The 23,728-nt window shown below is 61.6% G+C and carries 19 protein-coding genes, 4 tRNA genes and 1 pseudogene; 13 read left to right on the forward strand and 11 right to left on the reverse strand.

The genetic code is table 11. From position 1 onward, the window contains the following. The first annotated feature begins 132 nt into the window (after window positions 1-132). A complete protein-coding gene (locus tag A7317_RS08970; RefSeq protein WP_024074356.1) occupies window positions 133-1,065 on the forward strand; it encodes an ABC transporter ATP-binding protein in 933 nt (310 codons plus the stop codon). Next, window positions 1,062-1,841 (forward strand): ABC transporter permease, encoded by a 780-nt coding sequence (locus A7317_RS08975; RefSeq protein ID WP_024074357.1) that lies wholly within the window; start codon window positions 1,062-1,064, stop codon window positions 1,839-1,841. Before A7317_RS08970 ends, A7317_RS08975 begins: the two co-directional genes overlap by 4 nt. Before the next feature lie 128 nt (window positions 1,842-1,969). On the opposite strand, the gene A7317_RS08980 is transcribed toward A7317_RS08975, so the two are convergent. Next, on the reverse strand, window positions 1,970-2,515 hold the full coding sequence (locus tag A7317_RS08980) for a TetR/AcrR family transcriptional regulator (protein WP_069075599.1): 546 nt from the start codon (window positions 2,513-2,515) through the stop codon (window positions 1,970-1,972). Window positions 2,516-2,606: 91 nt separating this feature from the next. On the opposite strand from A7317_RS08980, the gene A7317_RS08985 reads away from it, so the two are divergent. From A7317_RS08985 to A7317_RS09000, 4 genes are all read left to right on the forward strand, one after another. Further along, the gene (locus A7317_RS08985; RefSeq protein WP_069075600.1) at window positions 2,607-3,800 is read left to right on the forward strand and encodes an MFS transporter; all 1,194 of its coding nucleotides are present in this window, start codon (window positions 2,607-2,609) and stop codon (window positions 3,798-3,800) included. A gap of 43 nt (window positions 3,801-3,843) precedes the next feature. After that, the gene (locus tag A7317_RS08990) at window positions 3,844-4,155 is read left to right on the forward strand and encodes a cupin domain-containing protein (protein WP_024074360.1); all 312 of its coding nucleotides are present in this window, start codon (window positions 3,844-3,846) and stop codon (window positions 4,153-4,155) included. Window positions 4,156-4,262: 107 nt separating this feature from the next. After that, window positions 4,263-5,411 (forward strand): TDT family transporter, encoded by a 1,149-nt coding sequence (locus tag A7317_RS08995; RefSeq protein ID WP_024074361.1) that lies wholly within the window; start codon window positions 4,263-4,265, stop codon window positions 5,409-5,411. 57 nt (window positions 5,412-5,468) lie between these two features. Beyond that, the gene (locus A7317_RS09000; RefSeq protein ID WP_069075601.1) at window positions 5,469-7,337 is read left to right on the forward strand and encodes an MFS transporter; all 1,869 of its coding nucleotides are present in this window, start codon (window positions 5,469-5,471) and stop codon (window positions 7,335-7,337) included. Between the two features lie 130 nt (window positions 7,338-7,467). Here A7317_RS09000 and sugE read toward each other — a convergent pair whose 3' ends face one another. The 3 genes from sugE to rdgC form a co-directional block, all read right to left on the reverse strand. Then, a complete protein-coding gene (sugE, locus tag A7317_RS09005; RefSeq protein ID WP_024074363.1) occupies window positions 7,468-7,782 on the reverse strand; it encodes a quaternary ammonium compound efflux SMR transporter SugE in 315 nt (104 codons plus the stop codon). A gap of 105 nt (window positions 7,783-7,887) precedes the next feature. After that, window positions 7,888-8,853 (reverse strand): bile acid:sodium symporter family protein, encoded by a 966-nt coding sequence (locus A7317_RS09010; protein WP_069075602.1) that lies wholly within the window; start codon window positions 8,851-8,853, stop codon window positions 7,888-7,890. A gap of 107 nt (window positions 8,854-8,960) precedes the next feature. Further along, window positions 8,961-9,881: a recombination-associated protein RdgC gene (gene rdgC / locus A7317_RS09015; protein WP_069075603.1), complete on the reverse strand. Its 921-nt coding sequence runs from the start codon at window positions 9,879-9,881 to the stop codon at window positions 8,961-8,963. A 159-nt stretch (window positions 9,882-10,040) separates the two neighbouring features. Here rdgC and A7317_RS09020 point away from each other — a divergent pair. The 5 genes from A7317_RS09020 (at window position 10,041) to pcaG (ending at window position 12,874) form a co-directional block, all read left to right on the forward strand. Then, window positions 10,041-10,116: transfer RNA gene (locus A7317_RS09020), tRNA-Val, on the forward strand. Window positions 10,117-10,135: 19 nt separating this feature from the next. Beyond that, window positions 10,136-10,212: transfer RNA gene (locus tag A7317_RS09025), tRNA-Asp, on the forward strand. A gap of 268 nt (window positions 10,213-10,480) precedes the next feature. Further along, window positions 10,481-11,410, forward strand: coding sequence for a pca operon transcription factor PcaQ (gene pcaQ / locus A7317_RS09030; protein ID WP_024074366.1), 930 nt, complete (start codon window positions 10,481-10,483; stop codon window positions 11,408-11,410). A 129-nt stretch (window positions 11,411-11,539) separates the two neighbouring features. Then, a complete protein-coding gene (gene pcaH / locus A7317_RS09035; protein ID WP_024074367.1) occupies window positions 11,540-12,259 on the forward strand; it encodes a protocatechuate 3,4-dioxygenase subunit beta in 720 nt (239 codons plus the stop codon). Between the two features lie 12 nt (window positions 12,260-12,271). Next, entirely contained in the window at window positions 12,272-12,874 is a 603-nt protein-coding gene (gene pcaG / locus A7317_RS09040) for a protocatechuate 3,4-dioxygenase subunit alpha (protein WP_069075604.1), read from the forward strand. Between the two features lie 52 nt (window positions 12,875-12,926). On the opposite strand, the gene A7317_RS09045 is transcribed toward pcaG, so the two are convergent. The 3 genes and pseudogenes from A7317_RS09045 to A7317_RS09055 form a co-directional block, all read right to left on the reverse strand. Continuing rightward, complete coding sequence (locus tag A7317_RS09045) at window positions 12,927-15,359, reverse strand: TonB-dependent siderophore receptor (RefSeq protein ID WP_024074369.1); 2,433 nt, start codon at window positions 15,357-15,359, stop codon at window positions 12,927-12,929. 78 nt (window positions 15,360-15,437) lie between these two features. Continuing rightward, the gene (locus A7317_RS09050) at window positions 15,438-16,421 is read right to left on the reverse strand and encodes a FecR family protein (protein WP_024074370.1); all 984 of its coding nucleotides are present in this window, start codon (window positions 16,419-16,421) and stop codon (window positions 15,438-15,440) included. Window positions 16,422-16,427: 6 nt separating this feature from the next. Further along, window positions 16,428-16,946 (reverse strand): annotated as a pseudogene (locus A7317_RS09055) (sigma-70 family RNA polymerase sigma factor). Between the two features lie 200 nt (window positions 16,947-17,146). Here A7317_RS09055 and A7317_RS09060 point away from each other — a divergent pair. Together A7317_RS09060 and A7317_RS09065 are read left to right on the forward strand one after the other, a co-directional pair. Next, window positions 17,147-17,222: transfer RNA gene (locus A7317_RS09060), tRNA-Val, on the forward strand. Window positions 17,223-17,241: 19 nt separating this feature from the next. Then, a tRNA-Asp gene (locus A7317_RS09065) sits at window positions 17,242-17,318 on the forward strand. 191 nt (window positions 17,319-17,509) lie between these two features. Here A7317_RS09065 and A7317_RS09070 read toward each other — a convergent pair. The 4 genes from A7317_RS09070 to kdpC all read right to left on the reverse strand — a co-directional run bounded on the left by A7317_RS09070 (window position 17,510) and on the right by kdpC (window position 23,722). Continuing rightward, window positions 17,510-18,202 (reverse strand): response regulator, encoded by a 693-nt coding sequence (locus tag A7317_RS09070; RefSeq protein ID WP_024074372.1) that lies wholly within the window; start codon window positions 18,200-18,202, stop codon window positions 17,510-17,512. Then, complete coding sequence (locus A7317_RS09075; protein ID WP_069075605.1) at window positions 18,199-20,850, reverse strand: sensor histidine kinase; 2,652 nt, start codon at window positions 20,848-20,850, stop codon at window positions 18,199-18,201. Before A7317_RS09075 ends, A7317_RS09070 begins: the two co-directional genes overlap by 4 nt. A gap of 130 nt (window positions 20,851-20,980) precedes the next feature. After that, entirely contained in the window at window positions 20,981-23,050 is a 2,070-nt protein-coding gene (gene kdpB / locus A7317_RS09080; protein WP_069075606.1) for a potassium-transporting ATPase subunit KdpB, read from the reverse strand. A 12-nt stretch (window positions 23,051-23,062) separates the two neighbouring features. Then, the gene (kdpC, locus tag A7317_RS09085) at window positions 23,063-23,722 is read right to left on the reverse strand and encodes a K(+)-transporting ATPase subunit C (RefSeq protein ID WP_069075607.1); all 660 of its coding nucleotides are present in this window, start codon (window positions 23,720-23,722) and stop codon (window positions 23,063-23,065) included. Between the last annotated feature and the right edge of the window lie 6 nt (window positions 23,723-23,728).

A 23,728-nucleotide genomic window follows, 5' to 3' on the forward strand; every position in this document is an offset into this window, starting at 1 on the left:
CTGACTATTAATACAGGTGACTGTACTTGTGCGGCGCGGGCAAGCACCATGCTTGTCATGCGCCGCCGTTGAACTACGTGGGCTGCGCCCTCATCTATTGTTCCTATTCCCTTCTTTGGTGCGTATTCCGATATGAGTTCCGCTCTGTCCATCCGGCAGCTAACCAAAACCTACGGCAACGGTTTCCAGGCCCTGAGTGGTATCGATCTGGACGTTGCCGAAGGTGATTTCTTCGCCTTGCTTGGCCCCAACGGTGCCGGCAAATCCACCACCATCGGTATCCTTTCGACCCTGGTCAACAAGACCAGCGGCACGGTGAATATTTTTGGCCATGACCTGGACCAATCCCCGGCGGCGCTCAAGCGTTGCATCGGTGTGGTGCCCCAGGAATTCAACTTCAACCAGTTTGAAAAGACCTTCGACATTGTCGTGACCCAGGCCGGTTACTACGGCATTCCGGCGAAAATCGCCAAGGAACGCGCCGAACAGTACCTGACCCAACTGGGCCTGTGGGACAAACGCGACGTGCCTTCGCGTTCGCTCTCCGGCGGTATGAAGCGGCGCCTGATGATCGCCCGCGCGCTGGTGCACGAACCGCGCCTGTTGATCCTCGATGAGCCCACCGCCGGGGTGGACATCGAACTGCGTCGCTCGATGTGGACCTTCCTCACCGAGCTGAACGAGAAAGGCATCACCATCATCCTCACCACCCACTACCTGGAAGAGGCCGAGCAGCTGTGCCGCAACATTGGCATCATCGACCACGGCACCATCGTCGAGAACACCAGCATGCGTAACCTGCTGAGCCAGTTGCATGTGGAGACGTTCGTGCTCGACCTGAAAAACAACCTGTCGGTACCGCCGCAACTGGTCGGCTACCCGACTCGCCTGGTCGACGGCCACACCCTGGAAGTCCAGGTGGACAAAGCCATGGGCATCACTGCGTTGTTCAGCCAATTGGCGACCCAGAACATCGAAGTGTTGAGCCTGCGTAACAAAACCAATCGCCTTGAGGAGTTGTTCGTGTCCCTGGTGGAAAAAAACCTGGCGAAGGTGGCGGTATGAGTTCTGAACTGCAACCCAACCTCGTCGCGCTGCAGACCATTGTCTATCGCGAAGTGAAGCGCTTCACCCGGATCTGGCCGCAGACCCTGCTGCCACCGGCGATCACCATGGTCCTGTACTTCGTGATCTTCGGTAACCTGATCGGCCGGCAGATCGGCGACATGGGTGGCTTCACCTATATGGAGTACATCGTGCCCGGCCTGATCATGATGTCGGTGATCACCAACTCCTACGGCAACGTGGTCTCCAGTTTCTTCGGCAGCAAATTCCAGCGTTCTATCGAAGAACTGATGGTCTCGCCGGTGTCGCCACACACCATCCTGATCGGCTACACACTGGGTGGCGTGCTGCGAGGCTTGATGGTCGGTGTGATCGTGACCTTGCTGTCGCTGTTCTTCACCCACCTGCAAGTGCACCACCTGGGGGTCACCCTGTTGGTGGTGGTGCTGACGGCGACGATCTTCTCGTTGCTGGGCTTTATCAACGCAGTGTTTGCACGCAACTTCGACGATATCTCGATCATCCCGACGTTCGTGCTGACCCCACTGACCTACCTGGGCGGAGTGTTCTACTCCATCACCTTGCTGCCGCCGTTCTGGCAGACCGTGTCCCTGGCCAACCCGGTGCTGCACATGGTCAACGCGTTCCGCTACGGCATCCTTGGGGTGTCGGACATCAAGATCAGCGTGGCGATCACCTTCATGATCGTGGCCACGGTGGTGTTGTATATCGGTTGCGCGAAGTTGCTGGTGAGCGGGCGCGGGATGCGTACCTGAGCACCGACCTGAACGTGGGGAAAAATGGGGGGAGGGGGCTTGCTCTCCGATAGCGGTGGATCAGTCAGTGCAAGGCTGACTGTCAGGCCGCTATCGGGAGCAAGCCCCCTCCCACATTTAGATGTGTGTCAGGTCTGCAATGCCAGCTCGATCAGCTCGTGCAGTTCTTCAACCGTCAGCGGTGTGCTCGAGAACAGAATACGAAACACCGTCGGTGCCGCCAGCAGGTTGATCAGGTGATCCACGCTGGGCGGTGGCGGCGTGTCGTGCGGGTAGCGATCGACAATCGCCTGGAACTGCCCGCTGAGGATGCTCACGCAGTACCCAGGCGTAGCCCGGCACTGCACATCGCGCATCATGTTGCGCCCCGGCTCCGAACTCATTTCATCCAGGTATTGCTCGGCCCAGGCTTGCAGGTCGCCACGCAGGCTGCCGGTGTTGGCCGGCTCGCTGTCGGGGCGCATGCGGGCCAGGGCCACGTCCGCGAGCAACACGGAGAGGTCGCCCCAGCGTCGGTAGATGGTTGAGGGGGTGACGCGCGCGCGCGCGGCAATCATCGGCACGGTGACACTGGAACGCTCATGGGTTTCCAGCAGTTCACGCACCGCCGAATGGACGGACTCTTGTACCCGGGCACTGCGGCCCCCCGGGCGGAGGCCTTCTTTTATCGCCATGGGTGTGACCTTAACACAAAGAATTTGCTTTAAGCCCTGATCGGTCGCACACTGCGCAAAAGCAAAATATTAGCTTTAGCGGAGCGTGCCCATGTCCAACCTGACTTCACACCGTTCCAGCCTGGTGTTCCTGGCGATCACTTTGCTGACGTTCCTGGCGGCTTCCAGTGCGCCGACGCCGTTGTATCACCTGTATCAGGAGGGCCTGCATTTTTCAGCGGGCATGCTGACCCTGATCTTCGGGGTATACGCTTTGAGCCTGCTGGTGGCGTTGCTGACCGTAGGTTCGCTGTCGGACCACCTGGGGCGCAAGCCGGTGATCTTCACCGCACTGCTCCTCGAGATGCTGGCGATGCTGCTGTTTATCCATGAAGACAGCGTGGCCTGGCTGATCGCCGCGCGGACCCTGCAAGGTTTCGCCACCGGCATGGCCACGGCGGTACTGGGTGCCGCGCTGCTCGATACCGACCGCCAGCACGGGCCGCTGATCAACAGCGTCGCGCCCTTGCTGGGGATGGCGTGTGGCGCCATGGGGTGCAGCCTGCTGGTGGAATTCGCGCCGTTTCCCACCACCTTGATCTACTGGACACTCTTGAGCCTGATGGTGTTGCAGGCCGTGTATGTGTGGCGCCTGCCGGAAACCGTCAGTCGGATCCCTGGCGCGTTGGCCTCGTTGTGGCCCACCTTGCATGTGCCGCTCCAGGCGCGCCGCGCGCTATGGATTGCGCTGCCGGTGGATATCGCCGTGTGGGCCATGGGCGGGTTCTATCTGTCCCTGGCGCCTTCGCTGGTGCGGGCGGCCACGGGGTCGACGTCCAATCTGATCGGCGGCGGGCTGGTAGCGGTGTTGACCTTGAGTGGTGCGCTGATGATTTTCAGCCTGCGCAATCGCCCGGCGGACAAGACCTTGCGCCTGGGCGCCGTGTTGCTGGCGGTGGGCGTCGCGCTGATCCTCAGTGCCGTGCACGCTGCCAGCCTGCCGTTGTTTTTCCTTGCGACGCTGATCGCCGGCAGTGGTTTTGGGGCCGGGTTCCTCGGCGCCTTGCGCAGCGTTGTACCATTGGCCTTGCCCCATGAGCGCGCCGGCTTGATGTCGGCGTTCTACGTCCTGAGTTACCTGGCGTTCTGTGTGCCATCGCTGTTGGCGGGCAACCTGACGCGCACCTTCGGGTTGATCGCGACCACCGATGCGTATGGCGTGTCGCTGATCGTGCTGGCACTCAGTGCCTTGGCGGCGCTGCTGCTGCAGGATTACACCCGCACCAAGGCGACATCGAGCCCGTGATGCGCTCATAATCGGCGATCTCCGACCGCCTTGAGATTCAAGCATGAAGATCATCCGCAGCAAGGACTTCACCGGCAGCCGCGCCTGGGAGGCGCTGGATATCGCCAACATGAACGGCATCACCACCCGTTTGCACTGGACCGACCAGCCGTACCGCTGGCACGTCAACGATGGTGAGGAAGTGTTCGTGGTGCTCGATGGCCGGGTGCATATGCACTACCGCGATGGCGGCATGGAGCAGGTGGCTGAGTTGGCCGTGGGCGATATTTTCTACGCCGGCGTCGGCACTGAACATGTGGCGCATCCCCAGGGCCCTGCGCGCATCCTGGTGATCGAAAGCGAAGGCAGCGTTTGAGTGCATATCGGTAAAACAGATAACAGTTAGAGATATTACCCGTTATATAGATATTCGATCAGGTTCTACCATGGCCTCAACCTCATGCGAGGAAGAGGATTGCCATCATGACCTGCTCGAATACCATCAGCTACAAGCCCTTCAGTCACCTGGCCCGTCCCCGGGAAGTGATTCGCCAGTTCACCCCCAACTGGTTTGCCGCGACCATGGGCACCGGCGTGCTTGCGCTGGCCCTGGCTCAATTACCGTTCGACCTGCCGGGTTTGCGCGCCATTGCCGAAGGGCTGTGGCTGTTCACCATAGGCTTGTTCCTGCTGTTCAGTGCCCTGTATGCGGCGCGTTGGGTGATGTTTTTCCACGAGGCCCGGCGGATTTTCGGGCACTCCACCGTCTCGATGTTCTTCGGCACTATCCCCATGGGCCTGGCGACCATCCTTAACGGATTGTTGTTGTTCGGCCTGCCACGCTGGGGGAGTGATGTGCTGCCCCTGGCCGAGCTGCTCTGGTGGCTGGATGTGGCCATGTCCCTGGCCTGCGGCGTGCTGATCCCGTTCATGATGTTCACCCGCCAGGAACACAGCATCGACCAGATGACCGCCGTATGGCTGTTGCCGGTGGTCGCGGCCGAAGTGGCGGCGGCCAGTGGTGGCCTGCTGGCGCCGCATCTGGTCGACGCCCATTCGCAACTGGTGATGCTGGTGACCAGCTACGTGCTGTGGGCGTTCTCCCTGCCGGTGGCGTTCAGTATCCTGACCATCCTGATGCTGCGCATGGCCTTGCATAAATTGCCTCACGCCAATATGGCCGCATCGAGCTGGCTGGCCCTCGGCCCCATCGGTACCGGTGCCCTGGGTATGTTGGTGCTGGGCGGCGATGCGCCGGCGATCTTTGCCGCCAATGGTTTGCCCGGCGTCGGTGAAATGGCCAACGGCCTGGGCCTGGTGGCGGGTATGACCCTGTGGGGCTTCGGCTTGTGGTGGATGCTGATCGCGGTGCTGATCACCCTGCGTTACCTGCGCGCCGGTATCCCGTTCAACCTGGGGTGGTGGGGTTTTACCTTCCCGCTGGGGGTATATGCCCTGGCCACGTTGAAGCTGTCGAGCCTGTTGCACCTGGGCTTCTTCAGCGCATTTGGCAGTGTGCTGGTGGGCGCGTTGACGCTGATGTGGCTGGTCGTTGCCAAGCGCACTGTGCAGGGCGCCTATAAAGGTGAGCTTTTTGTTTCGCCGTGTATTGCAGGACTAGGGAATAAGTAAGCGCGATTAGGTAAAGTCGTGGCCTGATCAATAACAGGCCACGCAGGAACACGGACGATGAGCCACCCCTCACAATTCACCTTGCTGCGCACACGGCGTTTCCTGCCGTTTTTCATCACCCAGTTGCTGGGCGCCTTCAACGACAACATCTTCAAGCAATCGCTGATCCTGGCGATTCTCTACAAGCTCACCATCGACGGTGACCGCTCGATCTGGGTCAACCTGTGCGCGCTGTTGTTCATCTTGCCCTTCTTCCTGTTCTCGGCGCTGGCCGGCCAGTTTGGCGAGAAATTCAACAAGGATGCGTTGATCCGCGCGATCAAGATTGGCGAGATTGTGATCATGGCCGTCGGCGCGACGGGCTTTCTGTTCAATCACCTGGAACTGATGCTGCTGGCGCTGTTCGCCATGGGCACGCACTCGGCGCTGTTCGGCCCGGTGAAGTATTCGATCATGCCCCAGGCCCTGCACGACGATGAATTGGTGGGCGGCAACGGTCTGGTGGAGATGGGCACGTTCCTGGCGATCCTGGCCGGCACCATTGGCGCAGGGATCATGATGTCTTCCACCCACTATGCGCCGGTGGTGTCGGCGGCGATCGTCGGCGTGGCGGTGCTGGGTTACCTGGCCAGCCGCAGCATTCCGCGCGCGGCGGCGTCCACCCCGCAACTGCGCCTGGACTGGAACATCTTCAGCCAATCCTGGGCGACTTTGCGCCTGGGCTTGGGCCAGACCCCGGCGGTGTCGCGCTCCATCGTCGGTAACTCATGGTTCTGGTTTGTCGGCGCGATCTACCTGACGCAAATCCCAGCCTATGCCAAGGAGTGGTTGTACGGCGACGAAACCGTGGTGACGCTGATCCTCACGGTGTTCTCGGTGGGCATCGCCCTGGGCTCGATGCTGTGCGAAAAACTCTCCGGGCGGAAGGTGGAGATCGGCCTGGTGCCGTTTGGCTCCTTTGGCCTGACCGTGTTCGGCCTGCTGCTGTGGTGGCATTCGGGCGGCTTCCCGCAGAACGTCCAGGCCAATGACTGGCTGGCGGTGCTCAGCTACGGCCAGGCGTGGTGGGTGTTGTTGGATATCCTCGGCCTGGGGGTGTTTGGCGGGTTCTATATCGTGCCGCTGTATGCACTGATCCAGTCGCGCACCGCCGAGCACGAACGAGCGCGGGTGATCGCCGCCAACAACATTCTCAACGCGCTGTTCATGGTGGTCTCGGCGATTGTCTCGATCCTGCTGCTGAGCGTGGCCAAGTTGTCGATTCCTGAGCTGTTCCTGGTGGTGTCGTTGCTCAACATCGCGGTCAACGCCTACATCTTCAAGATCGTCCCCGAGTTCACCATGCGCTTCATGATCTGGCTGCTCAGCCACTCCATGTATCGCGTGGAGCATCGCAACCTTGAGCTGATCCCGGAGGAAGGTGCAGCGTTGCTGGTGTGTAACCACGTGTCGTTTGTCGATGCGCTGTTGATTGGTGGCGCGGTGCGTCGGCCGATTCGCTTCGTCATGTACTACAAGATCTACCGCTTGCCGGTGCTGAATTTTATCTTCCGCACCGCGGGGGCGATCCCGATTGCCGGGCGCAATGAGGATATCCAGATCTACGAAAAAGCCTTCACGCGGATTGCCCAATACCTGAAGGACGGAGAGTTGGTGTGTATCTTCCCGGAAGGCAAGTTGACGGCTGACGGCGAGATGAACGAGTTCCGTGGTGGCGTGACGCGCATTCTTGAGGAGACCCCGGTGCCGGTGATCCCGATGGCGTTGCAGGGGTTGTGGGGGAGTTTCTTCAGTCGCGATCCGAACAAAGGCTTCCTCCATCGCATCTGGTCGCGCGTCGTGCTGGTGGCGGGTGAGCCGGTGGAGGGTCCGACGCCTGCCAGATTGCAGGAGGTCGTTGGCGCTTTGCGGGGGAGTGTCAGGTAGTTCTGTGCTGGATGTACCGGCCTCATCGGGGGCAAGCCCCCTCCCACATTTGATCACGTTGTTCTGACGATCGCGGTCTAGTGTGGGAGGCGGTGCGACGATTCGACTTGCCCCCGATGGTGGTAGTGGCCTAAGCGCTGATCTTGAGCCCGACAAGCCCGCAAATGATCAACGCCACACTGGCCAGCCGGAACAACGCCATGGATTCCCCGAACAGAATAATCCCGGCAATCACCGTGCCCACCGCTCCCACGCCAGTCCAGATGGCATAGGCGGTGCCCAGCGGCAGCTCCTTCATGGCCAGGCCAAGCAGGCCGAGGCTGATGGCCATGGCGGCAATCGTCAGCGCCGTGGGCAGCGGCTTGCTGAAACCGTCGGTGTACTTCAGGCCGACGGCCCAGCCGACTTCAAACAAGCCGGCAAACAATAGAATGATCCAGGACATGATGACCTCCCTTGCAAAAGCGGGGTCGTCCCCTGATGTGCGCTCGAGAGCGTCGCGAGGTCGTCCCCGCGAAGCTCGGTAGAGTGCCGAAAATGGATCAGGCGATCAAGTTTGCGGGGTGTTTTCCAGCATGCGACGGTCTTCCTTCTCGCTCATGCGGCGGAAGTAGGTCGATAGCAACGCCCCGGAAATATTGTGCCAGACACTGAACAGCGCGCTCGGCACCGCCGCCAACGGAGAAAAGTGCGCGCTGGCCAATGCGGCGCCCAGCCCGGAGTTCTGCATGCCCACCTCCAGCGCCAGCGACTTGCGTTGGGCCAACGGCAGCTTGAACACGCGGCCGGTGAAGTAGCCCAGCAGGTAACCGAAGCTGTTATGCAGCATCACCACGGCCATGATCAGCAGGCCCGATTCGGCGATCTTCGCCTGGCTCGCCGCCACTACTGCGGCGACGATGATCACGATGCTGACCACTGACACCAACGGCAGCACCTCCACCGCATGGTGCACCCGCTCGCCGAGCACGCGTTGCGCGACAACGCCGAGCACGATCGGCAGCAGCACCACTTGCAGGATCGACCAGAACAACTCCATGAACGACACCGGCAACCAGGCCGAGGCCAGCAGCCAGATCAGCGCCGGGGTGAGCAGCGGGGCGAGGAGGGTGGTGACGGCGGCGATGGCCACCGACAGCGCCAGGTCGCCACGGGCCAGCCAGGTCATCACGTTGGATGAGGTGCCGCTTGGGCAGCAGCCGACCAGGATCACCCCAACGGCAATTTCCGGCGGCAGGTGGAAGGCCTGGCACAGCAGCCAGGCCACGCCCGGCATGATCACGAAGTGTGCGACTACGCCCAGGGCCACGCGCCACGGGTGGCGAGCGACTTCGGCGAAGTCTTCAAGTTTGAGGGTCAGCCCCATGCCGAACATCACCAGGCCCAGCAGCGGGACGATGGCGCTTTTCAGGCCGATGAACCCGTTGGGTTCGAAGAAGGCCAGCACGGCAAATATCAACACCCAGTAGGCGAAGGTATTGCCGACGAAGCGGCTCAAGGCGGCGAGTGCGCGCATGGGGGTGTCCTTTTTTATTCGATTTTTGAAATGCAAATGCGATCAAATGTGGGAGGGGCGGTGCGACGATTCGACTTGCCCCTCCCACATTTTGATCTTCACACGGCTTAGATGCCCTGCGGGGTTTCTTCGCCGCCGAGGGCTTCGATCAACGCCGGCAGGAAGTCACCGAAGGTCAGCATCATCAGGGTGAAGCTGGCATCCAGTTGGCCCAGGGCTTCTTCACCACCGTCCTGTTCCGCCTGGTCTTGCAGCAGGTCTTCGAACTTCAGGCGCTTGACGGTCATCTTGTCGTCGAGCATGAAGGACAGCTTGTCCTGCCAGGCCAGGGACAGTTGGGTCACGACTTTGCCGGTGCTCAGGTGCAGCTGGATTTCTTCGCTGGTCAGGTCCTGGCGCTTGCAACGCACGATGCCGCCGTCTTCGTGGGTGTCGCGCAGTTCGCATTCGTCGAGGACGAAGAAGTCATCGGCCGGTTTCTGGGTAGTGACCCAGTCGGTCATGATGGCGGTTGGCGCGGTTTTCACGGTGAGTGGGCGCACCGGCAGGGTGCCGATCACTTCACGCAGGGTGGAGAGCAGGTCTTCGGCGCGTTTCGGGCTGGCCGAGTTCACCAGGATCAGGCCCTGTTTCGGCGCGATGGCGGCGAAGGTCGACGAGCGGCGAATAAAGGCACGCGGCAGGAACGCCTGGATGATTTCATCCTTGATCTGGTCCCGTTCCTTTTTATAGACCTTGCGCATTTGCTCGGCTTCGATTTCCTCGACTTTCTCTTTGAGGGCATCACGCACCACGCTACCCGGCAGGATGCGTTCTTCCTTGCGCGCGGCGATCAGCAGGAAGTCACCGCTGACGTGGACCAGGGGAGCGTCCTCGCCTTTACCGAAAGGCGCGACGAAACCGTAAGTGGTCAACTCCTGGCTTGCACATGGGCGCGCCAGTTTGGTGGCCATGGCCGCTTCCAACGCCTCGGCATCAACAGGCAGATCTTGGGTCAGGCGATAGATAAGCAGGTTCTTGAACCACATGGGGTGAGTCTCTCCTTTATACAAAGGGGGGCATTATTCTCTTGATAGCGGCTGAGGCCAACCCTGCCTAAGCCATTGGAAGCTATCAAAAAAAAGATTTAAGAAAGTGCTTGCCAGACCTGGGGTCGCTCCGTAGAATGCGCGCCACACCGAAACGAAGGGTGATTAGCTCAGCTGGGAGAGCATCTGCCTTACAAGCAGAGGGTCGGCGGTTCGATCCCGTCATCACCCACCATTCGCTTCAAGTGTTACGCGCAGCGGTAGTTCAGTCGGTTAGAATACCGGCCTGTCACGCCGGGGGTCGCGGGTTCGAGTCCCGTCCGCTGCGCCATATTCGGTCACCTGGAACGCTGAACGCCAGGTACCACAGGAAGCCCGCTCATCGAGCGGGCTTTTTTTGTGCCCGGGATTCAGCGCCTTGGTGGCGTCAGGGCGACGACGGTCCATTCTGATCAGCCTGATCCACGAGATCGACAACCTGCGTTCGCTGTGTGGTGAGGTCGATCGGCGATACACTTTCGCGCACAATCTTCCGAATTAGCTTACTTCTCGCGCTTTTTCACGCGCGGTAGGGGACACCTCGAAGGCGGCAACATACGGTGAACATCGATACCCGCATCAAATTCCGCCACCTGGTGTGCTTTCTCGAAGTGGCGCGCCAGGGCAGTCTGGCGCGCGCCTCGGAAAAATTAGCGATCAGCCAGCCGGCGCTTTCCAAGACCCTCAAAGAACTCGAAACCCTGCTGACGGCCACTTTATTTATGCGCAGCAAAAGTGGCGCGGCGTTGACGGAAGCCGGAGTGGCTTTTTTGCGTTATGCCGGGCCGAGCGTACAAGCGCTGCGTGAAGGGGTGAACAGCCTGCGTTCCGGCGAGCACGAGCCCTTCACCGCCAGGCTCGGCGTGCTGTCCACTGTGGAAAGTTTGTTGGTGCCCGAGGTCGTCTGTCGTTTGCATGCCCGACATCCCGCGCTGATCGTGAGCGTGGTGACCGGGCCGAGCGCGTACCTGTTGTCGCAATTGCGGGTGGGGGAGCTGGACTTGGTGGTCGGACGCATGACGGACAGCCCGCAGATCCTTGGGCTGATTTTCGAGCATCTATACAGCGAATCCATGACCCTCGTGGTGCGTAACGGCCATCCGCTGTTGAGCGATCCACAGGCGCAGGAACATATCGAAGATTATCCGCTGGTGTTGCCGCAGGCAGGGACGACGATTCGCAAATTCGCCGACAGCTTGTTCGTGCAGCACAGTATCAATCCGCCGCGCCAGCGCCTGGAAACCCTATCGTTGATCTTGAGCCGGCGTTATGTGCAGTGCAGTCAGGCGATCTGGGTCGCGCCTTTCGATGCGGTCAGGCAGGACTTGAATCGAGGTGATCTGTTTGAGCTGGAGTTGGGAATTCGCGAACCGGGTGGTTCCGTGGGACTGTGCAGCAATCCTGCGTTGACGATGTCCTTGGCGGCTCAATGGTGCGTGGAGGTGCTGCGCGAGGTGGGCCAGGAATATCGCGAGGGTTTCTATCCATAACCATTTGGATATGGATAGGGTTGGTTTTTTCAATTTTGGATAGCGCCTCATCAAGGGACACTGGGTTGTTTATTGTTGTTTATACAATATTCATCCCTGATTTTTATCCATAATAAAAAGGAAACCGACATGTCTGATGCGGACAACAGCCGTTTCGTCATTCGTGACCGCAATTGGCACCCCAAAGCCCTGACGCCTGACTACAAAACCTCAATCCTGCGGTCCCCGCGCCAGGCCTTGGTGAGCATCCCGCAGTCCCAGTCGGAAGCCAGCGGCCCGGATTTTTCCCACTTGGAGATGGGGCATCACGATAACGATCTGTTGCTGAACTTCAACCACGGCGGCTTGCCCATCGGCGAGCGCATCATCGTCGCCGGTCGGGTGTGTGACCAGTATGGGAAGCCGATTCCCCATACCCTGGTGGAGATGTGGCAGGCCAACGCGGGGGGGCGCTATCGGCACAAGAAGGACAGCTATCTGGCGCCCATCGACCCTAACTTCGGTGGCGTCGGTCGTGCCTTGACCGACCGCGACGGCAACTACAGTTTCCGCACGGTCAAGCCTGGCCCGTATCCATGGCGCAATGGTCCCAACGACTGGCGTCCGGCGCATATTCACTTCTCCATCAGCGGCCCATCGATTGCCACACGATTGATCACCCAGTTGTATTTCGAAGGTGACCCACTCATCCCGATGTGCCCGATCGTCAAGTCGATCGCCAATCCGGATGCAGTGCAGAGCCTGATCGCAAGGCTTGATATGAGCATGGCCAATCCCATGGATTGCCTGGCTTATCGCTTTGATATCGTTCTGCGCGGTCAGCGCAAGACTCACTTCGAAAACCGCTGAGGAGGCCCGATCATGCCCGTTGAACTTCTACCTGAAACCCCGTCGCAAACCGCCGGTCCTTACGTGCATATCGGCCTGGCGCTGGAGGCGGCGGGCAACCCGCCCCGCGCGCAGGAAATCTGGAACGAAATGGCCAAGCCCGGTGCGTCGGGGGAGCACATCCTGTTGCTGGGCCATGTCTATGACGGCAACGGTCATCTGATCCGCGATGCGTTCCTGGAGTGTTGGCAGGCTGACCACGAAGGCGTTTACGACAGTGACTACAACCTGGAAAAGCCCTTCAACAGTTTTGGCCGTACGGCGACCACGGATACCGGCGAGTGGCAGATCCATACCGTCAAGCCGGGCACCGTGAAGAATGCTGCGGGTGTGCCGATGGCGCCGCACGTCAATGTTTCGCTGTTCGCGCGGGGCATCAATATCCACTTGCAGACCCGTGTGTACTTCGACGATGAAGCCCAGGCCAATGCCGTCGATCCCGTGCTGAATCTGATCGAACAGCCTCAACGCCGGGAGACGCTGGTCGCCAAGCGTTGCACGGTCGATGGCAAGTTGGCTTATCGTTTCGATATCCGCATACAGGGCGAAGAAGAAACGGTGTTCTTCGACTTCTGACGGGGCACACCCGTAAGCCCGCTCATTGAGCGGGCTTTTTGCTGTCTGGGGGTTAGAAGTCCCAGCGTGTGGTGACCATGAAGTTACGTGGCTCACCGTAGGCTGCGGAGTTATAGAAACCGATGTTGGTGTAGTAGGACTTGTCGAAGAGGTTGTTCACGTTCAGCGTCGTCGACAGGTTCTTGGTCACCTGGTAGCGCGTCATCAGGTCGACCAGCCAATAGGCGTCCTGGGAGAACTCTTCATACTGTGTGTGAGGGGTGTTGTAGATGTCCTGCCAGCCCATGCTCTGCCAGCGCACGCCGCCGCCGACGGTCAACTTGTCGAGGTTGCCCTTGAGTTTATAGGTGGTGTACAGCTTGATCTGGTCTTCAGGCTCGAAGGTGGAAATCTTCACATCCTTGTCATCGCGCACCACCTTGTGGGTGTAGCCAGCCTGGAGTTGCCAGCCGGGCGCAATCTCGCCGGACATCTCCACTTCATAACCCTTGGTGACGGCCTTGCTGCTCTTGTACGCATAGTTATTCGGGATCGGCGTCTGGTTGTTGTACTCATCATCCGAGAGCGCGCGATTGGATTCGTGGATTTCAAAGTAAGCCGCGCTGGCGTTTACGCGGCCGTCGAGGAAGTCCGCCTTCACGCCCAACTCCCAGTTCTGGCCTTCATCCGGTTCAAGCAGCTTGTTGTCGCGGTCGCGGTTGTAGTTTTCCTGCGGCATGAAGATATCGGTGTAGCTGGCGTAGACCGCATAGGTGTCGTTGAGGTCGTACACCGCGCCGATGTACGGCACGAAACGTCCGGACTCGCGGTAGTTGGGGTTATAGCCTGTGACCTGATAGTTGACCACGCGCCCGCCCAGCAGCAGCTTGAGGTCATCGGCCAGATTCAGGCGCGTGGTCATGTAGGCGCCGGTCTGTCGCACGGTGTCGTCGGTCAGCGATTGGGCGGTGCCCCAGTCCGGTTCGCGGGCGTTGCCGTGCCAGTTATTGAAGTCGACGATATTGGGGGAGAGGTTCCAGTAGCCCTTGCCTTTCCATTCCGAGGCACTGATCGAACCGCCCAGCACCAGCTCATGCTCGCGCCCGCCCAGGCTGAACGGGCCGCTCACATACAGGTCGGCGGAATCGCTGACCGTTTCCCCGGTGTACTTGCCCGAGGTGAGTTGCGCGGTGCCGTCGGGCTGTGGCTGGTCGCCCTGGATCGAGCCCATCAGCGCGTGGTAGCCATTGATCTTGTGGTCCAGTTGCAGTTTGCCAACCCAGCCGTTGCCCAGGTCATGTTCAAGCATGGCGAACACGGTGCGGGTGTATTGCTCCCAACTGCTCCAATCGGCGGCATTGTTGAACGAGCGCTTGACGCTGTTGCGCTCGCCGTTGGCGTTGATCAGTGGGAAGCTGCCGGACCACGACGAGGCGGTCGGCAGGCTGTCCTGGTAGTCGCCGCCGACGGTCAGCAGGGTGTCGGGTGACAGGTCGAATTCCATGATGCCGTAGTAGGTCGGGCTCTTGCGTGAGTAGCGGTCCATGAACGAGCGCTTGTCTTGATAGGCGGCGACTGCCCGGCCACGCACATTGCCGCTTTCGGTCATCGGGCCGCTGACGTCCAGCTCGCTGCGATAATTGTCCCAGGAGCCGGCGCCCAGGGTGGCATGCCCCTGGAAATCCGCGGTGGGTTTCTTGCGCACCAGGTTGATCGTTGCGCCCAGTGAGCCGGCGCCGGTGAGCAGGCCGGTGGCACCCTTGAGCACTTCGACGCGGTCATAGATCGCCATGTCGCTCAGGGTGTTGCCTGCCGAATAGGCGACGTTGCGCGCGGTCGAGGGGATGCCATCGTACTGGAAGTTGTTGATGGAAAAACCACGTGCGTAATAGTTGCTGCGCTCGGTGTCGAAGGCCGACACCGTGATGCCGGGGGTGTGGCGCATCACGTCGTCGACGTTGTTCAGGCCGAAATCGTCCATGTGCTTACGCGTGATGACGCTGACGGACTGCGGGGTTTCCTTGGGGGTCAACACCAGGCGAGTCGCGGTCGCAATGCTGCCGGGTGTGTAGGAGCTGCTGTCTTCGGTGACGTTGCCTAGTTGGTTGGCGGTGACCTGCGTCGGGCCCAATTCCATGACGCCATTGCTGCTAGTCGGCATGGGCTGCAGCGCATACACCTGGTCGCCCTTGACCGCGCGGTAGCCGCTGCCTTGCAGCAAGCGGTCAAAACCCTCCTGTGTGGCGTACTGCCCTTTCAGGCCGGGACCGTTGAGGCCTTCCAGTTCGTGAGACTGGAACACAATCGCCACGCCGGCCTGCTGGGCAAAGCGATTGAGTGAACTGCCCAGCGGTCCGGCGGGAATGTCATAGGTCTGTGCCGCGACGTTAACCGTGTCCGCCTGGGCCAGGTTGGCGGTCATCGCGCTCGCGGCCAGCATGGCCAGGGAAAACGGGGCGCTTTTCAGCAGGCCAAAGCGCCCGCGTGGGGAGGAGGGGGTGTGCATGGTGGCGGCAATCCTTTACGTGTCGAATTACCTTGCTTGACGGGCAGCCTCGAAAAAACCGGAAGCAAATGCGAATAATTATTTATTGGGCGTTTTGTCTAGGGCCACCCGGATCAGCCACGGCGTGTAGGTGTACACCTTGATCGGCAGGGTTTGTGCCAGTAATTGCAGGGCATGGTCGCTGTCATCCAGGGGGATCACGGCCGACACACGCAGGTTTTGCAGCGCGGCCCGATCAAATTGCAGGTGGCCGGCGCGATGCCGTGCGATCTCATCGAGGACCTCGGGTAATGGTCGGTTTTCCACCACCAGTTGATGGCGGCGCCAGGCGTCGTTGATGCTGGCCGGGTCAATGCGGCCGGCCAGGCGTACGCTGTTGGCGCTGACCAGCGCCTGGGAGCCGGCGTCGACTTCCAGGGTCTGCTGGGCATTGGCACTCTGTGCGGCCACCCGCGATTCCAGCATGCTGAGCACGGTGACATCGTCCTCACGCTTGACCACAAACCGTGTGCCCAGCGCCCGCAAGGTGCCTTGGGCCGTCTGCACGATAAACGGCCGCGCCGGGTCATGGGCCACCTCCACCAGGATTTCGCCTTGCAGCAGATCGATGCGTCGCTGGGTGGCATCGAAATGCAGGTTCGCCGCGCTGATACCGTTCAACGTCAGTGCCGAGCCGTCCGCCAAGTGCAAGGTTTGCCACTGGCCGGGACCGTTGCGCACGTCGGCCATCCACCGTTGTGGATAGGGACTGATCAGCAGCGCCGCTGCGGGAAGGGCCAAGCTGCAAGCGAGCAGCAGGGTGCGCATCGCGTGTTTATTGCGGCGCGATGGTTTATCGGCAAACGCCGCATCCAGGGCTGCCCGCGCCGGTGATTTTGTCTCGCGCAGGGCCTGCACCCTGACAATCACAGCCTCCATGCGCGCAGCGGCGGCGGCGTACCGCGGGCCTTGCTGTTTCCAGCTCTCGAACGCCAGGCGTTGGGCCTCGCTCAAGGGGCCTTCATGCAACTGCAGCTGCCATTCGGCGGCTTGTTCTTCGATGTGCTGTCGGGTATCGGGCATGGGCCGTCAGGTGTCCATGCTGTGGCCGCAATGCACCAGCGCCTGGATCAGGTACTTGCGCACGGTCCGTTCCGATAGCTTGAGTTGCGTTGCGATTTGCTGCTGGGTCAGTTCTTCGAGGTAGTACAGCACGAAGGCCTGGCGCGAATAGGCGTGCATGCCTTCGAGGATAAAGGCGATGTGCTCCAGGGCTTCGAGGGTGGTGTGGATCTGCTCCGGCGACTGGAACCCCTCCAGCGCATCCAGGGTCAGCGCCAGCTCTCGCAGGTAGGCCTGTTCGATTTGCCGGCGTCGGGCCTGGTCGATAATTAGGCGCCGGGCGGTGGTGCTCAGGTACGCCCTGGGTTCGCGAATGGTCGCCACGCATTCGCGGGTGTGCAGGATGCGTGCAAAGGTGTCCTGTGCCAGGTCAGCCGCGTTCTGCCGACAGCCCAGCTTGCGCCGGAGCCAGGTGAGCAGTCAGCCATGATGCTCGCTGTAGAGCTGGGTTATTTCCCGTTGGTATGGCGGTTCACCCACAGACATAGGCGTGGCTCAAGGGTTATTGAGAATGGTTTTTAATTGTGCGGCCTGGGGTGGGGCAAATGCAATAGACTCGCGTTTGGCACGCAAGGCGCGTGTTTTCAGGGCTGGCGTGTCGGTCGAAAATTTATTTCAAATAAATTGCATTTAAATCAACACATTGCAGATTTTTCGTATATGATGCGCCCCACACCGAAAGTGAAGGGTGATTAGCTCAGCTGGGAGAGCATCTGCCTTACAAGCAGAGGGTCGGCGGTTCGATCCCGTCATCACCCACCATTCGCTTCAAGTGTTACGCGCAGCGGTAGTTCAGTCGGTTAGAATACCGGCCTGTCACGCCGGGGGTCGCGGGTTCGAGTCCCGTCCGCTGCGCCATATTCGGTCATCTGGAACGCTGAACGCCAGGTACCACAGGAAGCCCGCTCATCGAGCGGGCTTTTTGCTGTCTGGGGTTTGGCAAAGCGGCTGGAAGAGTTCGTCCAGCACGCAGTAGAACGCGATGCGCTGTTCATCGGGCTTGACCCCGAAAATCCGCGTGTTCCTGGACGTCGCCGCCGAACGCCTGTTCACAACCCCATCAGCCGATAGCCCACCTGCAACTCGGTAATGAAGTACTGCGGTTGAGCGGGGTCCTCCTCCAGTTTCTGGCGCAGGTGCGCCATGTGCACCCGCAAGTAGTGGGCGCGATCCACGTAATCCAGGCCCCACACCTCCAGCAGTAGCTGGCGATGGGTGAGCACCCGGCTTTGGCCGCGCACCATCGCGCAGAGCAGGCGGTATTCGATGGGTGTGAGGTGTACCGGTTGGCCCTTGCGCCAGACCTCATGGGTGGCGAGGTCGACTTCAATCTCGCCAAACGCCACTTTGCTGGTGGCCGCCACGCTGCCGGTCTGCCCGTGCCGGCGCAGTTGGGCGCGGATGCGGGCGAGCAACTCGGGCACGCCGAAGGGCTTGGTCAGGTAGTCATCGGCACCGGCGTCCAGGGCGGCGACTTTTTCTTCTTCGCGATCACGTGCCGACAGCACCAGGATCGGCACCGCCAGCCAGCCGCGCAGCTCGCTGATCAGTTGCTTGCCATCGCCATCCGGCAGGCCGAGGTCGACGATCACCAGGTCCGGCTGACGGCTGGCGGCGTGGATCAAGGCGCGCTTGACGCTATCGGCTTCGAACACCTGGAACCCTTCGTCTTGCAGGGCGATGCCGACAAAGCGCCGGATATTGGCTTCGTCTTCAACAATCAGAATACGTGCAGTGTTCATAGGGATTCCATGGACGGCGGAGTGCCCGCCGGTAGCGTGATGATGAAATGCATGCCGCAGGTACGCCCCGGGTTGGCCTCGATACGCCCGCCGTGTGCCTCGACAATACGTTTGGCCAGCGCCAGGCCCAGGCCGATGCCGGTCACGGAAGACTCCTGTTGGCCGCGCGCAAACGGTTCGAACAGATTGGCCGGGGCCCGACCCGGGCCGGTGTCGCTGACCATCAGCACGATGCTGTCCGACGTGGCGTGGGCCGCGACGCTGATGGTGGTGCCCGGTGGGGTGTACTTGGCCGCGTTGTCCAGCAGGTTGACCAGCACGCGTTCGATCAACAGCGCGTCGACGTCCACCAGCGGCAACCGCGTGTCGAGCGAGGTGTGCACCTGATGCCGCGCCAACGGCTCGCGCAACTGGCGCAGGGCGCTGCCGACGATTTCTTCGAGGGAGTGCCATTGCCGGTTCAGGCGCACGCCGCGTTCCTGCATGCGCGCCATGTCCAGCAGGTTTTCGATCAGGCGCTGCATCGACGTGGCTTGTTCGTGGATGCCGTGCAACAACTCGCGCAACGGCCCCGGTGGGGCGTGGGGCAGGGCGGTGTCGGCGGCACCGATCAAGGTAGTCAATGGTGTGCGCAGGTCGTGGGAAATCGCCGCAAGCAGGGTATTGCGCATTTTTTCACCCTCCATCTGCACCAGGGTGTTTTGCGCCACCTCGACAAAATGCACGCGCTCCAGGGCAATCGCCAGTTGGCTCATGCAGGCTTCCAGCAGGCGGCGTTCCTGTGGGTCGTTCAGCCGTTCGCTCTGGGCCAGTTCCAGCACCAGCACACCGCGTACGCGCATAGGCGCCTTGAGCGGCAGGTAGCAGCCCTTGGCCGCCGATAGGGTGTCGGTGCCGTGGCCGGCGGCATGGCCGTGGTCGTAGGTCCATTGCGCGATGCTGTCATCCATCGGCAGCCCGCCTGCGCCCACGCTGTGTACGCCATCGGCGGCGTCCGGCAGGGCCAGGCCGACGCGGGCTTCGAACACGCCGCTGAACGTGCGCAGCGCGACTTCGCTGATTTGTTCCACGGTCAACGCTGCCGACAAGTCACGCGCCAGCCGCGCCAGGGAGGTCGCACGGCGTTCGCGCGCGGCGGCGGTGCGCGCTTCGTGGCGCAGGCGTGCGGTGAGTTGCCCGGTGATCAAGGCGATGCCGAGCATCAGCGCAAAGGTGAAAAAATACTGGGTGTCAGTGACCGTGAAGGAATAGCGCGGCTGCACGAAAAAGAAGTCGAAACACAGCACCGCGAGCATCGCTGCCCACACGCCGGGGCCGCGTCCATACCGCAAGGCCACCAGCACCACCGTGAGTAAAAACAGCATGACCACGTTGGCCAGGTCGAACACTTGCAACAGCAACGCGGCGACGGCGCTGGCGGCGAAACAGGCAAGGCTGGCCCACCCATAGGCCAAGGCCCTACCTGGCACGGGAGCAGGTTTTTCGAGGATCGGGGGCCTGTCGGGCACAACCCCGTGGGCCATCACGATCTGGTCGATTTGCGGATGATGGTGGCTGATCCGGTCGCTGACCGATTGATGCCAGAACCGCCAGGCCTGGCGCGGGTGATGGCCCAGCACCAGGCGATTGGCGTTGTGCTCACGGGCACAGGCGACCAAGGCTTGCGCCACGTCCATGCCCGGCAACGTGGCCGTATCGGCGCCGAATTCGCTGGCCAGGGCCAAGGTTTTAATCGCGCTCAGGTAGCGCCTGGCACCGCGCCCCTGGGCGGAGGCGACATGCACGACAATCCAGTCCGCCTCCAGCTTTTGCGCCAGGCGCGCCGCTTCACGCACCAGGCGTTCATCGCCGGCATCACCGGCCACACCCACCAATAGCCGTTCGCGGGCGGGCCACAGGGTCTTGATCGACTGTTCGCGACGGTACACGCGCATCTGCGTGTCGACCCGATCCGCCGTGCGCCGCAATGCCAATTCGCGCAGGGCCAACAGGTTCCCCTTGCGGAAAAAATGCTGCGATGCGCGTGCCGCCGCAGGGCCCAGGTACACCTTGCCGTCCTTGAGGCGTTGCAGCAGATCGTCCGGCGGCAGGTCGACCACCACCACTTCGTGAGCGTTATCGAACACATGGTCCGGCACGGTCTCGCGCACGCGAATGCCGATGATGCCGCTGACCAGGTCATTCAGGCTTTCCAAGTGTTGCACGTTGAGGGTGGTCCATACATCAATGCCGGCGCTGAGCAGTTCTTCCACGTCTTGCCAGCGTTTGGGATGGCGCGAACCGGGGATGTTGCTGTGAGCCAGTTCATCCACCAGTACCACGGCGGGATGGCGCAGCAGGGCGGCGTCGAGGTCGAATTCGGTGAGGGCGAACTCACCGTGCAGGCGGTGGGCGCGGGGCAGTTGCTCCAGGCCGTGGAGCCGTTCGGCGGTCTCCGTACGGCCATGGGTTTCCACTACGCCAGCCAGTACGTCACGGCCCTGGGCGACCTCGCGTTGCGCTGCCTCGAGCATGGCGCAGGTCTTGCCCACGCCGGCGTTGGAACCGAAATAGATACGCAATTTGCCGCGCAAGGCGGCCTGTTCTTCCTGTTGCACCCGCGCCAGCAGGGCGTCGGGGTCGGGGCGTGCATCGTTTAAGGCGGGCATATTCTTCCTCTAGTTGTCTGTAGGCGCGGGCTTGCTCGCGAAAAAACTGAGGGTGCCGTTGGGTGTCAGGTTTCCCGCGTTATCGTTAACGCCCTTCACGAGCAAGCTCGCGTCTACAGTGGATGGGGCGCTATACGAGGCCCAATCCCGTCAGCAGCAGGTCGATCAGCTTGATCCCGGCAAACGGCACCAGCACCCCGCCCAGGCCATAGATCAGCAGGTTGCGGTTGAGCAAGGCCGCCGCGCCGATCGAGCGGTAAGTCACGCCGCGCAGGGCCAGGGGAATCAACGCGACAATGATCAGCGCGTTAAAAATCACCGCGCTGAGAATCGCCGAGTTGGGGCTGCTCAGCTGCATCACGTTCAACGCACCGAGCTGGGGATAGGTCGCGACAAACGCCGCCGGGATGATCGCGAAGTACTTGGCCACGTCATTCGCCACACTGAAGGTGGTGAGGGCGCCGCGGGTCATCAGCATCTGTTTGCCGACCTCGACCACTTCGATCAGCTTGGTCGGGTTGCTGTCCAGGTCGACCATGTTGCCGGCCTCTTTGGCGGCCTGGGTGCCGCTGTTCATCGCCACCGCCACATCGGCCTGCGCCAGTGCCGGCGCATCGTTGGTGCCGTCGCCGGTCATGGCCACCAGCTTGCCCTGGGCCTGATAGTCGCGGATCAGTTGCAGCTTGTCTTCCGGGCGGGCCTCGGCGAGGAAGTCATCCACGCCGGCCTCCACGGCAATCGCGGCGGCGGTCAGGCGGTTGTCACCGGTGATCATCACGGTCTTGATGCCCATGCGCCGCAACTCGGCGAAGCGCTCCTTGATACCGCCCTTGACCACATCCTTGAGCTCGACCACGCCCAGCGCCTTGGCGCCATCCGATACCACCAGCGGCGTGCTGCCGCGGCGTGCCACTTCATCCACCTTGGCCTGCAAGGCCGCCGGAAAGCTGCCCCCCAAGGCTTCGATATGACTGCGGATCGCGTCGGCTGCGCCTTTACGAATCGCCCGGCCTTCGGGCAGGTCGACGCCGCTCATGCGCGTCTGTGCAGTGAAATGTACGAAGTTGGCGCCCAGGGCGTTGATGTCCCGCCCACGGATGTCGAACTTTTGCTTGGCCAGGACCACAATGCTGCGGCCTTCCGGGGTTTCATCGGCCAGCGAGGCCAGTTGCGCGGCGTCCGCCAGCTCGGCTTCTTTCACCCCTGGCGCCGGCAAAAAGTTGCTGGCCTGACGATTGCCCAAGGTGATGGTGCCGGTCTTGTCCAGCAGCAGGACGTCGACGTCGCCCGCCGCCTCGACCGCCCGCCCGGAGGTGGCGATGACATTGGCCGACATCATGCGGCTCATGCCCGCCACGCCGATGGCCGAGAGCAGGCCGCCGATGGTGGTCGGGATCAGGCACACCAGCAAGGCCACCAGCACCGTGGCGCTGACCACGCTGCCCGTACCGCTCATGGCCACGGCGAAGATCGAATAGGGGCTCAGCGTGGCAATCACCAGCAGGAACAACAAGGTCAGGCCCACCAGCAGGATGGTCAGGGCGACTTCGTTCGGGGTTTTCTGACGCTTGGCCGATTCGACCATCGAGATCATGCGGTCCAGGAACGATTCGCCAGGGTTGACGCTGATGCGTACGACCAGCCAGTCCGACAGTACCCGCGTGCCGCCCGTGACCGAGGAAAAGTCACCACCGGCCTCGCGAATCACCGGCGCCGATTCGCCGGTGATTGCGCTTTCGTCCACCGAGGCGACGCCTTCGATCACGATACCGTCCAGCGGCACCAGGTCGCCGGCTTCGATCAGCACCACCTGATCTTTGCGCAGCAGCGTGGCTTCCGTCGGCAGCCACGCCGCGCCGTGCTTGGGCTGTTGCAACAACTTGGCCAGTGTCTGGCGTTTCATCCCGCGCAGGCTCGCGGCCTGGGCCCGGCTGCGGCCCTCGGCCAGGGCTTCGGCAAAGTTGGCGAACAGCACGGTGAACCACAGCCACAAGGTGATGCTGAGGATAAAGCCGCTGGGCGCTTCACCCTGGCCACCGAGGGACTGGAACCACAGCAGCGTGGTAAGGATGCTGCCCAGGTACACCACGAACATCACCGGGTTTTTCCACTGGGCCTGGGGCAGCAGTTTCTTGAACGCTTCCGCACAGGCGGTCAGCACGATACTGCGATCAAACAGAGGTAAACGAGCATTCTTCATGGGGGAAATCTCTTACTCACTGGCCGCAATGGGGGGCTGACGCGATGGCAGGCGAGCGTCCAGCGCAAGGTTGAGTTGCAGCACATTGACCCGTGGTTCGCCGAGCAAACCGAGGGTGCGCGCGGTGGTGTGGGCGTTGACCAGTTGCAGCAGCTCGGCTTCGGGGAGTTGCCGCAGGCGGGCGACCCTTGGCAGTTGCAGCCGCGCGTTGGCCACCGAGATATGCGGGTCGAGGCCGGAGGCGGAGGCGGTGACGGCGTCCACCGGCACTTGCGCGTCGGTGGCCAGGCCGTTGTCCTGGCGATAGGCCTGGACGCGTGCGGCGACCTGGTCCACCAGCTTCTGGCTGGTGGGGCCCAGGTTGCTCGCGCCGCTGGAGCCTGCGTTGTACGGCTGCGAGACGCTTTTGCTCGGGTCTTGCGGGTCGGCGCCGAGGGTCATGCTCGGGCGGCCGTGGAAGTATTCCGGGCGGGTGAAGTGCTGGCCGATCAGCGCCGAGCCCATCACCAGGCCGTCGCGTTCAAGCAGCGAACCCCGGGCCTGGAACGGAAACAACAGCTGTGCGGCAACGGTGGTGAACGCCGGGTATGCGAGCCCCGTCAGCAGCATGAAAAAAACCGCCGAAACCAGCACTGGGCGCAACAGCCCTTTGAATATCGATTGAGTCGTCATCCAGGT

The organism is Pseudomonas fluorescens (assembly GCF_001708445.1).
In the GTDB taxonomy this organism is placed as follows: Bacteria; Pseudomonadota; Gammaproteobacteria; order Pseudomonadales; family Pseudomonadaceae; genus Aquipseudomonas; species Aquipseudomonas gorinensis.

Excerpts from the sequence above, each read along its gene's own strand:
- pcaG (WP_069075604.1), top strand. The coding sequence starts at position 12,272 with ATGCCCGTTGAACTTCTACCTGAAACCCCGTCGCAAACCGCCGGTCCT.
- rdgC (WP_069075603.1), bottom strand. The coding sequence starts at position 9,881 with ATGTGGTTCAAGAACCTGCTTATCTATCGCCTGACCCAAGATCTGCCT.
- A7317_RS09045 (WP_024074369.1), bottom strand. The coding sequence starts at position 15,359 with ATGCACACCCCCTCCTCCCCACGCGGGCGCTTTGGCCTGCTGAAAAGC.
- sugE (WP_024074363.1), bottom strand. The coding sequence starts at position 7,782 with ATGTCCTGGATCATTCTATTGTTTGCCGGCTTGTTTGAAGTCGGCTGG.
- A7317_RS09050 (WP_024074370.1), bottom strand. The coding sequence starts at position 16,421 with ATGCCCGATACCCGACAGCACATCGAAGAACAAGCCGCCGAATGGCAG.
- A7317_RS09000 (WP_069075601.1), top strand. The coding sequence starts at position 5,469 with ATGAGCCACCCCTCACAATTCACCTTGCTGCGCACACGGCGTTTCCTG.
- A7317_RS08995 (WP_024074361.1), top strand. The coding sequence starts at position 4,263 with ATGACCTGCTCGAATACCATCAGCTACAAGCCCTTCAGTCACCTGGCC.
- A7317_RS08975 (WP_024074357.1), top strand. The coding sequence starts at position 1,062 with ATGAGTTCTGAACTGCAACCCAACCTCGTCGCGCTGCAGACCATTGTC.
- A7317_RS09010 (WP_069075602.1), bottom strand. The coding sequence starts at position 8,853 with ATGCGCGCACTCGCCGCCTTGAGCCGCTTCGTCGGCAATACCTTCGCC.
- pcaH (WP_024074367.1), top strand. The coding sequence starts at position 11,540 with ATGTCTGATGCGGACAACAGCCGTTTCGTCATTCGTGACCGCAATTGG.
- A7317_RS09075 (WP_069075605.1), bottom strand. The coding sequence starts at position 20,850 with ATGCCCGCCTTAAACGATGCACGCCCCGACCCCGACGCCCTGCTGGCG.
- A7317_RS08990 (WP_024074360.1), top strand. The coding sequence starts at position 3,844 with ATGAAGATCATCCGCAGCAAGGACTTCACCGGCAGCCGCGCCTGGGAG.
- kdpB (WP_069075606.1), bottom strand. The coding sequence starts at position 23,050 with ATGAAGAATGCTCGTTTACCTCTGTTTGATCGCAGTATCGTGCTGACC.
- A7317_RS09070 (WP_024074372.1), bottom strand. The coding sequence starts at position 18,202 with ATGAACACTGCACGTATTCTGATTGTTGAAGACGAAGCCAATATCCGG.
- A7317_RS08985 (WP_069075600.1), top strand. The coding sequence starts at position 2,607 with ATGTCCAACCTGACTTCACACCGTTCCAGCCTGGTGTTCCTGGCGATC.
- A7317_RS08980 (WP_069075599.1), bottom strand. The coding sequence starts at position 2,515 with ATGGCGATAAAAGAAGGCCTCCGCCCGGGGGGCCGCAGTGCCCGGGTA.
- A7317_RS08970 (WP_024074356.1), top strand. The coding sequence starts at position 133 with ATGAGTTCCGCTCTGTCCATCCGGCAGCTAACCAAAACCTACGGCAAC.
- kdpC (WP_069075607.1), bottom strand. The coding sequence starts at position 23,722 with ATGACGACTCAATCGATATTCAAAGGGCTGTTGCGCCCAGTGCTGGTT.